This is a genomic window from Mycolicibacterium aubagnense (genome assembly GCF_010730955.1).
In the GTDB taxonomy this organism is placed as follows: Bacteria; Actinomycetota; Actinomycetes; order Mycobacteriales; family Mycobacteriaceae; genus Mycobacterium; species Mycobacterium aubagnense.
Map to the genome: position 1 here is coordinate 1,363,148 of NZ_AP022577.1, position 14,061 is coordinate 1,377,208.

A 14,061-nucleotide genomic window follows, 5' to 3' on the forward strand; every position below is an offset into this window, starting at 1 on the left:
CGCATGAGTGATCTGTCGCAGAAACGGGCAGTCGTCACCGAACCGCTCAGCGGGGTAGCCCTCGGCTCACCTCCCAAGATCACTCCCGTGCGCATCTGGGCCGCGGTCGGCGGGGCGATCCTGGCGTTCCAGCTCTACGTCTGGACCCGGTGGGTGACGGGGCCGAACTTCGAGCGCGTCCCGGCAGGGCCGAGTGACCCACCGACGTATATGAAGGCCATCCTGTTCACCTGGACGGGTGTCATCATCGTCGGATTGCCGGTTGCGGTGTGGTGGTTCATCATCCGCCCCTGGCGGCGGGAGCGGCGCATCACGCTCGACGGCATGCTACTGATCGCGTGCGGCCTGCTGTTCTTCCAGGATCCGTTGCTGAACTACGTCAACACGTGGAGCACCTACAACACCTGGATGTGGAACCGAGGTTCGTGGGTGCAGGACGTCCCCGGCTGGATGTCGTTCGGCGAGCCCGGCCGCATGATGGCCGAACCATTCCTGATGAACGCACCCGGCTACTGCTTCGTCCTGCTGTGCACGATGCTCGGCTGCTGGGTGATGCGCAAGGCAAAGTCCAAGTGGCCCAGAATCAATATGCTCGGTCTGATCGGCGTCGTGATCGTGTGGACGTTCTTCTTCGATTTCGTGATCGAGGGCCTGTTCCTCATGCCGATGGGGCTGTTCACCTATCCGGGTGCCATCCGGGCCCTGTCGGTCAATCCCGGAACCTACTATCAGTGGCCGATCTACGAAGGGCTCATGTGGGGCGGCGTGCAGGCGGGCCTGTGCTGCCTGCGCTACTTCACCGACGACCGCGGCCGCACCTTCGTCGAACGCGGGCTGGACACCGTGCGCGGTAGCTTTGTGACGCAACAGATCACGCGCTTCCTGGCGATCTTCGCCGCCTGCAGCGCATTCTTCTTCATCCTGTACAACCTGCCCGCCCAGTGGTTCGCCATGCATCAGGATCCGTGGCCCGAGGACCTCTTGAAGCGCTCGTACTTCCTGATGGGTGTCTGCGGCGACGGCACCGACCGGGCCTGTCCCGATCCGTCGATCCCGATTCCGCTGCAGAACTCGAGCTACGTCAACATCCACGGGCAGCTGGTGACGCCCGACGGTGTCACACTTCCGAAACTCGTTCCCGTCGAGAAGGGCAAATGACTTGCTGAACAACACTTCTGCAGTTGTCAGACCGGTGCCGAACGCACCGTTCTACCGCGCCATCGGCGACGAGGTGGAGGTCTTCCGCGCGGCGTCCCGCCGGGGACTGCCGGTGCTGCTGAAAGGCCCGACGGGATGCGGGAAGACCCGCTTCGTCGAGGCGATGGCGCACGAACTCGGGCGAGACCTGATCACCGTCGCCGGCCACGAGGACATGACGTCGGCAGACCTCGTCGGCAGGTTCCTGCTGAAGGGCGGTGAAACCGTCTGGGTGGACGGGCCGTTGACGCGGGCGGTTCGCGACGGCGCCATCTGCTACCTCGACGAGATCGTGGAGGCGCGCCAGGACACCACCGTCGTCATCCATCCACTCGCCGACCACCGCCGCGAGCTGCCGGTCGACCGGCTCGGCGTCACGCTGCCCGCGGCACCGGGCTTTCAGCTCGTCATCTCCTACAATCCCGGCTATCAGAGTGTCCTGAAGAACATCAAGGAGTCCACCCGGCAACGGTTCGTCGCCATCGAGCTCGACTTCCCGCCGGCCGCCGCCGAGACGGAAATTGTGATGCACGAGGCCGGCATCGATGCCGAAACCGCACGTGGTCTGGTCAAATTCGGCAACGCCATCCGCAACCTGGACGGCTCACCGCTTCGCGAAGTGGCGTCCACCCGCATGTTGATTCTGGCCGGCGAACTCGTCGCGGAAGGACTCAGCATGCGCACTGCCGTCCAGTCGGCGGTCGTCAAGGTGCTCTCCGACGACCACGACATCGTCCGCGCCCTCGGCGAGCTCGCGGACGCCGTCCTCCCCCGGCCGTGACCGATTCTGCCGGCCCCGAGCAGTTTCGGCTCCTCGCCACCCATGTCGCGGGCCGACCGGTCGATATCGCCGCGGCGCGGGAGGGTGGTGCCGCGTATACCGATGGCCAGGTCGTCTACGTCTCCGCGGCGCCGCCCGCACAGCAGCGCAGCGAGGTGCTGGTGCAGAGCGCGCTACTCGGCGCGGGCAGCCTCGATGCGGCCATGCTGAAGTCGCTCCGCGGCCGTCCTGCGGTGGCGCGACGCTACCTGGCGCTGGAAGGTCGCCGGGTGCTGGCCGAACTATCCCGCGACCTGCCACTCGCCGCCGAACTCGGTGCCGGCGAACCTCACACGGGCAGTGCCGGCCAGTCACTGCGGATCGCCAAGGGCCGCACGGCCGTCGAGGACGCGCCGGACTGGTTCGGCGTCATCAAACCTTCTCGGCTGCTGGCCTCGCCGATGGGTCCCGGCGCGCGCCCGACCGACAAGGACCTGCAGCTGAAATTCGAGGTGCCGGAGGTTCAGGAGGAACTGGGCGACGATGAATCGGACGGGGAAGCAGAAGACTCAGAGGACAGCAAGATCCTCAAGCTTTTCGAAGCGCCAATGGCGTCGCGAACGATGTCTGATTTCCTGTCCAAGCTGTTCGGCAGCTCGCGATCGAAGGGCGAGGACAACGCCGGCGCCGAGATGCAGATCGGCAGCGTTCGGCGGGTCGGCAAGGTCGGCCCCGATGCACGGCCCTTACCCACGCAGATCCGCTTCACCGACGACCGCCGTCCCGGTGCCACGCTGGGAGTCGGCGGCGCTCTCCATCCGGAGTGGGACGTCTTCGCGGGCCGGTACAAAGAGGACTGGTGCCGGGTCATCGACTTTCCGCTGACCGCCGCCGCAGATGTGTCCGCTGCCGGGGTCCCGCACGACGATGTGCTGCGGCGACGGCTGTCTCGAATCGGGCTCGGTCCCAAAGTTCTTCGTGGCCGAGCCGACGGCGACGAGCTGGACCTCGAAGCGCTGATCGACCTGTTCGTCGACCTCCGCTCCGGCTTCTCGCCGCCTGAGCACGTGTATCTGGAGCAGCGCAAGCTCTCGCGTAATCTCGGCGTGCTCATCTTGGTCGATGCCTCGGGTTCGGCAACCGAGACCGACTCCGACGGACTGGCCGTCCATGAACACCAGCGCCGGGCGGCTGCCACCATGGCCGCCGTGCTCGAAGAGCTCGGCGACCGCGTGGCCGTCTACGGTTTCCGGTCGCGGGGCCGCCACGCCGTCCACCTGCCTGCGATCAAGCCATTCGGGCAGCGGTTCGGCGCCGTGGGATGCGCTCGGCTGAATCAGCTTGAGCCGTCCGGCTATACCCGGCTGGGCGCCGCGATCCGTGGCGGCGGCGAAATCCTCAAGGAGCAGGCGGGCACACCGAACCGGCTGCTCCTCGTCCTGTCCGACGGATTCCCCTACGACGACGGCTACGAGGGCCGCTATGCAGAAGCCGACGCGCACAAAGCACTCGAAGAGTTGCGCCTGGACGGCGTTGCCTGCCTGTGCCTTTCGATCGGCGGCGCCAGTGAGACCGAAGCCCTCGAACGCGTCTTCGGCTCCGCCAGCCATGCCAGTGCCGGCACCCTGGCCGAGCTGAGCCCGCGCATGGATGAGCTGTTCCTGTCGTCCCTGCGCGAGTTGGCCGCACCGAAACCGGCGGGCAGTTAGACCGCAGGTATCAAGTACTTAACATTTTCCCGGCAGTGCGATATGACTGAGAAGACGACTATCTCGTCATGAGGTCGAATGAGTGGGGAACCTGTGATCGACGTTGCGCACCTTGCTGATTGGATGGACCGGTCGGGATTACCCGGCACAGGCGAACCCCTCGAAGCCACATACCTGTCCGGCGGCACGCAGAACGTCATCTACCGGATCACGCGCGGCGACCACACCTGCGTCCTCCGCATGCCGCCACCGGAGGCTCCGGCCGACCGCGACAAGGGCATCCTGCGTGAGTGGCGCATCATCGAAGCCCTCGACGGCACCGAGGTGCCGCACACCGCAGCGGTGGGGGTGTGCGAGGACGCGACGGTACTCGGCCGGCCGTTCTATTTGATGGGCCATGTCGACGGTTGGTCGCCCATGGACCAGCACGGCGTATGGCCCGACCCATTCCGCAGCGACGTCGACGCGCGTGCCGGTCTGTCGTATCAACTGGCCGAAGGCATCGCCCTACTGTCCAAGGTCGATTGGAAAGCCAAGGGCCTGCACGACCTTGGTCGCCCCGACGATTTCCATGAGCGCCAGGTCGATCGCTGGACCGCCTTCTTCGAGCGCATCCAGGGCCGACAGATCGACGGCCTGGGCGTCACCACCGAGTGGCTGCGCAATCACCGTCCCCTCGACTTCATCCCGGGGCTCATGCACGGCGACTACCAGTTCGCCAATGTGATGTACCGGCACGGCGCACCGGCAACGATGGCCGCGATCGTCGACTGGGAGATGGGTACGGTTGGCGATCCCAAGCTGGATCTGGGTTGGATGGTGCAGAGCTGGCCGGAGAATACCGATGTGCCGTCGGCCATGAACTACGTCGATATGCGCGGGATGCCTTCGCGCACAAAGATCGTCGACCACTACGCCGAGGTTTCCGGACGCCAGGTCGACGACCTCGACTACTACCTCGTGCTGGCCAAGTGGAAGCTGGCGATCGTGCTGGAGCAGGGCTTCCAGCGAGCCGGTGACAATGAGAAACTCCTCGCCTATGGACCTGTCATCACTTCGCTGATGCGCGAAGCGGCCGAACTCGCCGAGTCCAGCGACTACCGGTGAAAGCCGTCGTCTGCCCCGGTTACGGGCCGCCAGAGGTGGTCCGCGTCGATGACGTCCCGGCGCCCGCCTTGGACACGGGGCAGGTGCGGATCCGCGTCAACGTTGCCGCGGTGAACTTTCCCGACGTGCTGTTCATCGCGAATCAGTACCAGGTGAGTGTGCCCACCCCGTTCGTGCCGGGTAGCGAATTTGCCGGCATCATCATCGAAGTCGCCAACGCCGCAGGCGATTTCGCGGTCGGCGACCGGGTATCCGGTGCCGCACTGCATGGCGCCTTCGCCGAGGAGGTGGTGGCGCCCGCCGCCGGACTGACCCGCATCCCCGACGGCGTCGACGACCGGACCGCCGCCGCATACGGCGTCGCCCACGGCACCGCCTACCACGCACTGCGGTCCGCGGCGCAAGTCGACGCCGGGCAGGACCTCGTGGTGCTGGGCGCCGGGGGCGGTGTCGGGTTGGCTGCCGTGCAACTGGGGGTCCTGCTCGGCGCGACGGTCACGGCGGTGGCGTCATCGGATGAAAAGCTCTCGGCGGCAGCGTCATACGGCGCCGTCCACCTGGTGAAGCACGGCACTTCGGACCTGCGCGGCGCCTTGCGTCAGGCCGTCCCCGACGGCGCGCACGCGGTCATCGACCCGGTCGGGGGCGCTGTCGCCGAACCAGCGCTGCGATCATTGCGGCCCGGTGGCCGCTTCGTCACCGTCGGCTTCGCGTCGGGTGTCATCCCCCGCATCCCACTGAATCTCGTGCTCGTCAAGGGCGTGCACATCATCGGCTTCCAGCTCCGCGACATCCCGCCCGGCGAATTCCATCGCAACCGAACGGAACTCACCGAACTACTGACCGCTGGGCAGGTCGTGCCCCACGTCGGCGCCGTCTTCCCGCTCGACGACGCCGCGCGGGCCCTGCGCCTGGTTGCCGACGGCAAGGCCATCGGCAAGGTCCTCATCGAGGTCACCAGCTAGCGCGAGCAGTCTCGCTCGGACGTCAGCTCGCCGGAACGAGGTCCGCGGCAACCGAGGCCATCATGCCGATGCGGAACGTCTCGACCGAGTTCACCGCCCGCTGAACGCCACAGGCGGCCAGCGCTTGCGATTTGAAAGCCCGTGCCGCAGCGCTCAATTCATGATGAACGATATCGATGCCGGGCAACTCGGCAGGACACGCCTCGCCCCACAACGTGACCTCGGTCTGACCGGCCGCCAACGCCGCCAGCACTCCCGTGCGCACCCGCGCGTCGGTGTCGAACAGGTGGGCCGCGACGGCGACCGTCTGCGGGTGCGGCCGGGTCCTGCCCTCGACGAATGCCGAGTCGAGTTCCGCGGCATGGACACCCAGGATCTGCAGCGGGCGGTCATCCTCGTCGCCATCAGCGATCAGCACGGTGACATCCCAGCCTGCCGTCACTCGGTCGAACAACCAGCCACCGGCATTCTCGACGGCCTCCGCCACCGTGGCGGCGACGACGTCGAGGCGATACCGCATCAGGGGACCGTCGGAGCGAGCTCCCGGCGCAACGACTCCACGTAGTCCTTGAACACGTCGGTCACCGGCATCGAAGGATCGAGTAACCATAATGTCTCCATTCCGTTGACAAAGGCCAAAATCTGTACCGCCTTGACGGCGGGGTCCATGTCGCTGCGATAGCGGCCCGCCTCTTGGGCTTCCCGGATGCCGTCGCTGAGGATTTTGAGCGCGGCCCGGTAGCGCAGGTGCATGCGGTCATGCAACGGGGCGTCGGGCAGGATGTTCTCGACCAACAGCACAGCGAACGTGCCGACGAGTTCCGGCGACCGTTCGAACCGCTCCGGTACGTGCATCAGTTCTTCGATCAGGTCGCCACTGCGGTCGGCATGAGCGTCGTCGTCGGCGTCGCGGGCGTCGAGCACTGCATGCAGCAGCTGCTCCTTGGATTCGAAGTGGTGCAGCAGGCCGGCAGGCGTCACCCCCGCCTCGCGGGCGATCTGAGCCAATGACGTACTGCGCCAACCATTTCGGGCCAGCAGACGTTGCGCAACCTCGAGGATCCGCGCCTTGCGGTCGTCACCCTTGGCGAAGAGCGCGGCGTAGGGACGAGGCTCCGTCACGCCTGCTCCCTTCGGCCAAACCAACCTAGTGAACACACAGTAGGTTGGTTTGGCCGGTGTGACAAGGGTCTCAGCGGAATTGTTTCCGCTGAGCGGTCACAGGCCCAGCGACTTCGCGATGATCAGCTTCATCACCTCGCTCGTACCTGCATAGATTCGCGCCACGCGAGCATTCATGTACAGCCGCGTGATCGGGTATTCGAGCATGTAGCCGTACCCGCCGAACAACTGGACGCAGCGGTCGACCACGCGGGCCTGAACCTCGGTGCAGAACAGCTTGACGCGCGCCGCGTCGGCGCCGGACAGCTCGCCTGCATTCAGCTCGGAGACGGCCTTGTCGATCATGGTCTGGGCCGCCTCGATCTCGGCCGACATCGCGGCGAGTTCGAACTTGGTGTTCTGGAATGACGCCACCGGCGTGCCGAAAGCCTTGCGCTCCTTGACATATTCGATGGTCGTTGCCACCGCGGCACGCGCCTGGCAGACAGACCCGACGGCGACCGTCATCCGCTCCTGCGGCAGGTTGTGGCCGAGGTAGCCGAACGCCTCGCCCTCCTCCCCCAGCAGGTTGGCCGCCGGGACCCGCACATCGGTGAAGGCGAGTTCGACAGTGTCCTGCTCCTTACAGCCCATCTTGTCCAGCACCCGGCCCTTTTCGAAGCCCGGCATGCCGTCCTCCACGACGATCAACGACAATCCGCGCCGGCGGTTCTCCGGATCAGTAGAGGTACGGGCCACCACGATCACCAGGTCGGCCAGCAGCCCACCGGTGATGAACGTCTTGGCGCCGTTGAGGACGAAGGTGTCACCGTCGCGGACCGCGGTGGTCCGCACCCCGGCGAGATCGGAACCCGTACCGGGCTCGGTCATCGCGACGGCCGTCAGCAAGGTGCCGGCCGCCAGGCCGGGAAACCAACGAGCGCACTGTTTGTCGTTGGCGTAGCGCAGGAAGTACGGCAGAATCACGTCGAGCTGGGTACGGACCGTCGAGAGCGTGACGAGCGCGCGCGCCGCTTCTTCTTGCAGCACGACGTTGTAGCGGTAGTCGGGCAGTCCCGATCCCCCGTACTCCTCGGGGATGGCCATGCCGAGCATCCCCAGCGAGCCCATCTTCTCGAAGATCGAACGGGGCATCTGACCGGCCTTCTCCCAATCGGCGAAGGATGGCTCCACCTCCTTGGCGACGAAGTCGCGGACCAACTTCCGGAAGGACTCGTGGTCTTCGGTGAACAGATCGCGGCGCATCAAGACTCCAATCTGGGCACGGCCCACCGGCCGGTGAACGTCGGTTCGCGTTTGGCGGCGAATGCCGCATACGCCTCCGCGGCATCCGCGGTGGCGAAATTGACTGCCTGGGATCGGGATTCGTTGGCCAGCGCTTCCCGGAGGGTGGCGTCGGCGCCCTGGTTCAGCAAGGCCTTGGCCTGACCGAGCGCCACCGGTGGGCCCGCCGCCAGTCGCGCGGCGAGATCGTCGACGAAGCCGTCGATCTCGGCCCCCGACACCACCCAGGTCACCAGACTGAGCGCCTGGGCCTCATCGGCGTCGATCGTCTCGGCCAGCAGTGCAAGCCTTTTGGCCTGCTGGAGGCCGACGATCTTGGGCAACAGCCAGGAGCCGCCGAGGTCGAGAGACAGCCCGCGCCTCGAAAAGATCTGGGAAAACCGCGATTCCGGGGTGGCGACCACGAAATCGCACCCGAGCGCCAGGTTCCAGCCCGCGCCGACCGCGACGCCGGTGACCTTCGCGATGGTGGGCAACGACAGCTCATGCAGCGCCACCGCGACATCGGTGAGCTTCTGCAGTTTGCGCAGTGGGTGGATGTCCTCGGGCTCGGAGATGTCCGCCCCTGAGCAGAATGCTCCCCCGGCGCCGGTGAGTACCACCGCCCGCAGCCCGGGATCGCGGTCCGCCGCATGCAGCTCCTCCGCCAGCCGCACCCATAGTTCGGGGTTGATGGCGTTCTTGCGTTCCGGACGGTTCAGTGTCAAGGTGCGGACGCCGTCACGGTCCTCGCGGAGCAGCACACTCATCCGACGGCACCGCGCCCGCGCAGCCCGGCGATCTCCCCGGCGGTGAACCCGAGTTCGGTCAGGATGGCGTCGGTGTGCTGGCCGAGACCGGGCACCGCACCCATCGGGAACTCGAAGCCTTCGATGATGGGCGGCGGCAGGATGGCGTCGATCGGACCCGCGGGCGTGTCGACCCGGCGCCACCGGTCGCGCTCGGACAGTTGCGGGTGCACCAGCACCTCGCTGGGCAGGTTGTAGCGGGAGTTGCCGATGCCGGCCTCGTCGGCGACCTTCTGGATGTCGGCCAGATCGTTGGCGGCGCACCATGATCCGATCGCTTCGTTCAGCACGTCACGGTGTTCGCACCGGCCGGAGTTGGTGGCGAACCTGGCATCGGCGGCGAGGTCGGGCCGCTCGATGATGTCGCGCGCCAGGCGCTGCCATTCGCGGTCGTTGGTGGTGCCCAGCACCACGGTCTGGCCGTCGGCCGTGGCGAACGCCCCATACGGCGACACCGCGGGCGAACTCATGCCCAGGGGCTGCTGGTCGATGCCGGAATGCTGGGTGTAGGTCAGCGGATAGCCCATCAGTTCGGTCATGGTGTCGAACAGGCTGACGTTCACCGCCGCGCCGCGGCGCGTCCGCGCGTCACGCGAAAACAGCAGCGCCAGAATCGAAAGCGCCGAGTACAGTCCCGACGAGATATCCGCGACGGGTGGGCCGGGCTTGGCCGGCGCGCCGGGCGACCCGGTGATCGCGCACGTCCCCGACTCGGCCTGCACCAGCAGGTCGTAGGCCCGCTTGTGGGACAGCGGTCCGCCGGCGCCGTAGCCGTCGATCTCGACGGCGATCACATGGGGATGCGAGCCGGCCAGATCGGCGGGCGAGATGCCCAGCCGCGCGGTGGCGCCCGGTGCCAAGTTGGACACCAGGACGTCGGCGCCGTCCAGAAGTCGATGCAACACGGCCAGACCGTCGTCGGTTTTCAGATCGAGCGTCACCGACTCCTTGCCACGATTCGCCCAAACGAAGTGCGCCGCTTGACCTCTGACGACATCGTCGTAATCGCGCGCGAAGTCCCCGCCGTTCGGGTTCTCCACCTTGATCACCCGGGCACCGAAGTCCGCGAGGGTGCGGGTGCACATCGGCGCGGAAACGGCCTGTTCGAGGGCGATCACCGTCACGCCCGAAAGCGGTGCGGCGTCTTTCCCCCGGTCGCTGCGCCCTTGCCCCCGAGGTGTCACATGACCATCCCACCGTCCACCGCCAGCACCTGGCCGGTGATGTACGACGCGGCATCCGAGGCCATGAACACGAACGCACCGGCGACCTCGTCGGGGTCGGCCCAGCGCTTCATCGGGATGCGGTTCATCATGTTCGCCGCGAACTTCTCGTTGGTGCGGATGGTCTCGGTCATCGGCGTCGCCGCCAGCGGAGCCAGCGCGTTGACCGTGATGCTCTTCGTCGCGAGTTCGCGCGCAAGCGATTTGGTGAAACCGATGATGCCCGCCTTGGCCGCCGAATAGTTCACCTGGCCGAGCGTCCCGGTCAGCCCGGCCGCCGACGTGACATTGACGATGCGCCCGGTACCGTCCGTCGGAAGGTACGAAAGTGCGGCCTGCGTGACGTTGAACGCGCCCATCACGTGGATGTCGAACAGCAACCGGAACGCATCCTGCGTCGTCTTCTCGAACATCGCGGGCTTGGTGACGCCCGCGTTGTTGATCAGGATGTGCAGCGCCCCATCGCCCAGTGCCGCCGCCTGCGCCACCGCAGCGTCCGCCGAGTCGCGGTCCGAGACGTCGAGCGCCGCGGACTCAGCCCGGCCACCCCCCTGCGAAATACGTTCTGCCACAGCGGCGGCAGCATCTTTGTCGAGATCGGTGACCAACACGGCGGCGCCCGCGGCCGCCAGTGCGCTCGCCACTGCCGAGCCGATTCCCCCGGCGGCACCGGTGACCAACGCCGCGCGCCCGGTCAGGTCGAAATACGTCCTCATCAGTAGCTCCTCGGCAGTCCGAGCACATGTTCGCCGAGGAAATTCAGGATCATCTCCTGGCTCACCGGTGCGATCTTCATCAGGCGGGATTCCCGGAAGTACCGCGACACGTGGTACTCCTCGGAATATCCCATGCCGCCATGCAGTTGCAGGGCCCGGTCGGCCGCGGCGAATCCCGCGTCGGCACAGAGGTATTTCGCGGTATTCGCCTCACGCCCGCAGGGTTTGCCGTTGTCGTAGAGCCACGTCGCCTTACGCAGGATCAGCTCGGCCGCATCGAGACGGGCCAGCGAGTCGGCCAGCGGGAACTGCAGGCCCTGATTCATCCCGATGGGGCGGTTGAAGACGTGGCGCTCGTTGCCGTACTTCACCGCCTTCTCCAGCGCGACCCGTCCGATCCCGAGCGCCTCGGCAGCGATGAGCATCCGCTCCGGGTTGAGGCCGTCGAGGATGTACTTGAACCCCTGACCCTCCTCGCCGACCCGATGGGCCTCGGGCACCATGAGGTCGTCGATGAAAACCTCGTTGGAGCTGACGGCGTTCCGGCCCATCTTGCGGATCGGCCGAATGTCGACGTGGTTGCGGTCGAGGTCGGTCAGGAACAGCGTCATGCCGTCGGTCTTCTTGGTGACCTGGTCGTACGGCGTGGTACGCGTCAGCAGCAGGATCTTCTCCGACTCGATGGCTTTGGAGATCCATACTTTTCGGCCGTTGATGCGGTACTTGTCACCTTCGCGCTTGGCGAACGTCGTGATGCGCGAAGTGTCCAGTCCCGCACCCGGTTCCGTAACACCGAAGCAGACGTGCAGGTCGCCGTTGACGATGCGCGGCAGCGTCTCCTTCTTCATCTCCTCGGAGCCGTGCTTGACGACCGGTTGCATGCCGAAGATCGACAGGTGAATGGCGCTGGCACCGTTCATGGCGGCCCCTGATCGGGCCACCTCCTCGAGCAGGAGCGTCGCCTCGGTGATGCCCAGACCGTGGCCGCCGTACTCCTCCGGGATGGTCATGCCGAGCCAGCCGCCCTTGGCGATGGCGTCGTAGAACTCCTGGGGGAACTCGTGTGCCTGGTCCTTCTCCATCCAGTAGTGGTCGTCGAACTTGGCCGCCAACTCCGCTACCGATGACCTGATGAGCTCCTGATCTTCGGACAGCGCGAAGTTCATGCCGGATGAGATCAACTGTTGGCCTCCGCAGCAGCGTGCAGCGCGTCACCCCGAGCGCCTTCGTCGTGATGACTGAGCGCCTGGATCGACACGTCGTGGCCCTCGGCCGCCTTGCGCAACGCACCCACGGTGGCCTGCTCACGCGAAATGTGCTGGAACGGGTCGAAGTTGTACCAGCGCATCGCGTTCTCATGGGTGATCTTGTTGATCTCGTCGTCCGGAACACTGTTGGCGGTCAACACGTCCCATAGTTCTTCGGGCGCACCCGGCCACATCGAGTCACTGTGCGGGTAGTCGGCTTCCCAACAGATGTTGTCGATGCCGATGTTGTTGCGCAGCGTGACACCCACGGGGTCGCTGATGAAGCACGTCAGGAAGTGCTCACGGAACACGTCGCTGGGCACCTTGCCCTTGAAGTCCTGCTTTGTCCACGTCGAGTGCATCTCGTAGGTGCGGTCCGCACGCTCGAGGAAGTACGGAATCCACCCGGTGCCGCCCTCGGACAGCGCGATCTTGAGGTCCGGGTACTCCTTGATGGGCCGCGACCACAGCAGGTCGGCGGCAGCCTGCACGATGTTCATGGGCTGCAGGGTGATCATGACGTCCAGCGGGGCGTCCGGCGCGGTCATGACCAGCTTGCCCGACGAGCCGATGTGGATGTTCATCACCATTCCGGTGTCGCACAGCGCTTCCCAGAGCGGGTTCCAGTACGGATCGTGGAAGCTGGGGTATCCCATGGCCGCCGGGTTCTCCGTGAAGGTCAGCGCATGCACGCCCTTCTTGGCGACGCGCCGGACCTCCTGCGCGCACTTCTCGGCATTCCAGATCACCGGGATGGCCATCGGGATGAAACGGGCCGGGTAGGCGCCGCACCACTCGTCGATGTGCCAGTCGTTGTAGGCCTGCACCAGCGCCAGCGAAAAGTCCTCGTCCTCGGTGGCGAACAGCCGGCCCGCGAAGCCGGGGAACGACGGGAAACAGATCGAGCCCAGGATGCCGCCGGCATTCATGTCCTTGACGCGCTCGTCGACGTTGTAGCACCCCGGCCGGATCTCGTCGAGCCCCTGCGGTTCCAGCCCGTACTCCTCCTTGGGACGGCCGGCGACCGCGTTGAGCGCGACGTTCGGAATGACGACATCGCGGAACTTCCACATGTCGCTGCCGTCGGCGTTATGCACGAGGCGGGGCGCGTCATCGAGGTACTTGGCGGGCAGGTGGTTCTTGAACATGTCCGGCGGTTCCACCAGGTGGTCGTCCACGCTGATCAGGATCATGTCTTCCTTGTTCATTACACGCCTTCCTCCCGCTCAGTTCTCTATCAATGAAAACTAGCTTCTCGTTGAGAGAGAATCAACGTCTACAGTCACAAACGCCAGTCGACCAGGCAACACGGCAGCCGGAATACGGCCCGGCGTTGACCGCGGCGACGAAACGTGCAAATCTATTAGTCAGAAATGAGAATCACATTCTCATCGACGAGAGGACCCAGCCTGATGCGCCTCCCCCCGCTTCCCGCAGACCGCTGGGACGACGAGGTCGACAAAGCGTTGGCAGGCCTCGTATCGGACGAGCAGCGCGATCCAGAAAGGGTGAGCAATCTGATCGGCACGCTTGCCCGGCACCCGAAGCTCGCCAGGCCCTACCTTCGGTACAGCTTCTATCTGCTGTACTCCTCGACACTGCCGGAGCGGGTTCGCGAGCTCGCCATTCTGCGCGTCGCACACCGGACCGGTAGCGAGTACGAATGGTTCCAGCACGTCAAGATCGGCCGGCAGGTGGGACTGACCGACGATGAGATCGACGCAATCACCCGCGGCGAGGCCGGCGACGACTTCGAGCGAGCGGTGCTGATCGCGGCCGACGAACTGCTCGACAAGTTCAACCTTTCCGATGCCACGTGGTCAGCGCTGAGTACGCGGCTCGAAGAGCGTCAACTCATGGACCTGATGTTCACCATCGGTTCGTATGCGGCGCTGGCCATGGCTTTCAACACATTTGGCGTAGAGCTAGAACAGGAGACGTAA

14 protein-coding genes are annotated in these 14,061 nt (G+C 65.7%); 6 read left to right on the plus strand and 8 right to left on the minus strand.

Annotated elements, in window-relative coordinates:
- The first annotated feature begins 3 nt into the window (after positions 1-3).
- From G6N59_RS06695 to G6N59_RS06715, 5 genes are all read left to right on the plus strand, one after another.
- Entirely contained in the window at positions 4-1,158 is a 1,155-nt protein-coding gene (locus tag G6N59_RS06695) for a spirocyclase AveC family protein (RefSeq protein ID WP_138231366.1), read from the plus strand.
- A 1-nt stretch (position 1,159) separates the two neighbouring features.
- Complete coding sequence (locus G6N59_RS06700) at positions 1,160-1,978, plus strand: CbbQ/NirQ/NorQ/GpvN family protein (RefSeq protein ID WP_138231367.1); 819 nt, start codon at positions 1,160-1,162, stop codon at positions 1,976-1,978.
- Entirely contained in the window at positions 1,975-3,666 is a 1,692-nt protein-coding gene (locus G6N59_RS06705) for a nitric oxide reductase activation protein NorD (protein ID WP_138231368.1), read from the plus strand. Before G6N59_RS06700 ends, G6N59_RS06705 begins: the two co-directional genes overlap by 4 nt.
- A gap of 78 nt (positions 3,667-3,744) precedes the next feature.
- A complete protein-coding gene (locus G6N59_RS06710) occupies positions 3,745-4,773 on the plus strand; it encodes a phosphotransferase family protein (protein ID WP_138231369.1) in 1,029 nt (342 codons plus the stop codon).
- Positions 4,770-5,738: an NADPH:quinone oxidoreductase family protein gene (locus G6N59_RS06715; RefSeq protein WP_138231370.1), complete on the plus strand. Its 969-nt coding sequence runs from the start codon at positions 4,770-4,772 to the stop codon at positions 5,736-5,738. The genes G6N59_RS06710 and G6N59_RS06715 overlap by 4 nt, the downstream gene beginning before the upstream one ends.
- Positions 5,739-5,760: 22 nt before the next feature.
- Here G6N59_RS06715 and G6N59_RS06720 read toward each other — a convergent pair whose 3' ends face one another.
- The 8 genes from G6N59_RS06720 to G6N59_RS06755 form a co-directional block, all read right to left on the minus strand.
- Complete coding sequence (locus G6N59_RS06720) at positions 5,761-6,258, minus strand: hypothetical protein (RefSeq protein WP_138231371.1); 498 nt, start codon at positions 6,256-6,258, stop codon at positions 5,761-5,763.
- Positions 6,258-6,860, minus strand: a complete 603-nt coding sequence (locus tag G6N59_RS06725; protein WP_138231372.1) for a TetR/AcrR family transcriptional regulator — start codon at positions 6,858-6,860, stop codon at positions 6,258-6,260. The genes G6N59_RS06720 and G6N59_RS06725 overlap by 1 nt, the downstream gene beginning before the upstream one ends.
- A gap of 96 nt (positions 6,861-6,956) precedes the next feature.
- Positions 6,957-8,105 (minus strand): acyl-CoA dehydrogenase family protein, encoded by a 1,149-nt coding sequence (locus tag G6N59_RS06730; protein WP_138231373.1) that lies wholly within the window; start codon positions 8,103-8,105, stop codon positions 6,957-6,959.
- Positions 8,105-8,893 (minus strand): enoyl-CoA hydratase/isomerase family protein, encoded by a 789-nt coding sequence (locus tag G6N59_RS06735; protein WP_138231374.1) that lies wholly within the window; start codon positions 8,891-8,893, stop codon positions 8,105-8,107. Before G6N59_RS06735 ends, G6N59_RS06730 begins: the two co-directional genes overlap by 1 nt.
- Positions 8,890-10,116 (minus strand): CaiB/BaiF CoA transferase family protein, encoded by a 1,227-nt coding sequence (locus G6N59_RS06740; protein ID WP_138231375.1) that lies wholly within the window; start codon positions 10,114-10,116, stop codon positions 8,890-8,892. Before G6N59_RS06740 ends, G6N59_RS06735 begins: the two co-directional genes overlap by 4 nt.
- Positions 10,113-10,871: an SDR family NAD(P)-dependent oxidoreductase gene (locus G6N59_RS06745; RefSeq protein WP_138231376.1), complete on the minus strand. Its 759-nt coding sequence runs from the start codon at positions 10,869-10,871 to the stop codon at positions 10,113-10,115. The genes G6N59_RS06740 and G6N59_RS06745 overlap by 4 nt, the downstream gene beginning before the upstream one ends.
- On the minus strand, positions 10,871-12,037 hold the full coding sequence (locus G6N59_RS06750; protein ID WP_138231377.1) for an acyl-CoA dehydrogenase family protein: 1,167 nt from the start codon (positions 12,035-12,037) through the stop codon (positions 10,871-10,873). The genes G6N59_RS06745 and G6N59_RS06750 overlap by 1 nt, the downstream gene beginning before the upstream one ends.
- 11 nt (positions 12,038-12,048) lie before the next feature.
- Positions 12,049-13,326 (minus strand): amidohydrolase family protein, encoded by a 1,278-nt coding sequence (locus G6N59_RS06755; protein WP_138231378.1) that lies wholly within the window; start codon positions 13,324-13,326, stop codon positions 12,049-12,051.
- 204 nt (positions 13,327-13,530) lie between these two features.
- Between G6N59_RS06755 and G6N59_RS06760 the strand changes: the two genes are divergently transcribed.
- Positions 13,531-14,061 carry a carboxymuconolactone decarboxylase family protein gene (locus G6N59_RS06760; protein ID WP_138231379.1) on the plus strand — a complete coding sequence of 177 codons (531 nt, stop codon included), beginning with the start codon at positions 13,531-13,533 and terminating at the stop codon, positions 14,059-14,061.

Excerpts from the sequence above, each read along its gene's own strand:
- G6N59_RS06760 (WP_138231379.1), top strand. The coding sequence starts at position 13,531 with ATGCGCCTCCCCCCGCTTCCCGCAGACCGCTGGGACGACGAGGTCGAC.
- G6N59_RS06695 (WP_138231366.1), top strand. The coding sequence starts at position 4 with ATGAGTGATCTGTCGCAGAAACGGGCAGTCGTCACCGAACCGCTCAGC.
- G6N59_RS06720 (WP_138231371.1), bottom strand. The coding sequence starts at position 6,258 with ATGCGGTATCGCCTCGACGTCGTCGCCGCCACGGTGGCGGAGGCCGTC.
- G6N59_RS06750 (WP_138231377.1), bottom strand. The coding sequence starts at position 12,037 with ATGAACTTCGCGCTGTCCGAAGATCAGGAGCTCATCAGGTCATCGGTA.
- G6N59_RS06745 (WP_138231376.1), bottom strand. The coding sequence starts at position 10,871 with ATGAGGACGTATTTCGACCTGACCGGGCGCGCGGCGTTGGTCACCGGT.
- G6N59_RS06755 (WP_138231378.1), bottom strand. The coding sequence starts at position 13,326 with ATGAACAAGGAAGACATGATCCTGATCAGCGTGGACGACCACCTGGTG.
- G6N59_RS06730 (WP_138231373.1), bottom strand. The coding sequence starts at position 8,105 with ATGCGCCGCGATCTGTTCACCGAAGACCACGAGTCCTTCCGGAAGTTG.
- G6N59_RS06710 (WP_138231369.1), top strand. The coding sequence starts at position 3,745 with ATGAGTGGGGAACCTGTGATCGACGTTGCGCACCTTGCTGATTGGATG.
- G6N59_RS06735 (WP_138231374.1), bottom strand. The coding sequence starts at position 8,893 with ATGAGTGTGCTGCTCCGCGAGGACCGTGACGGCGTCCGCACCTTGACA.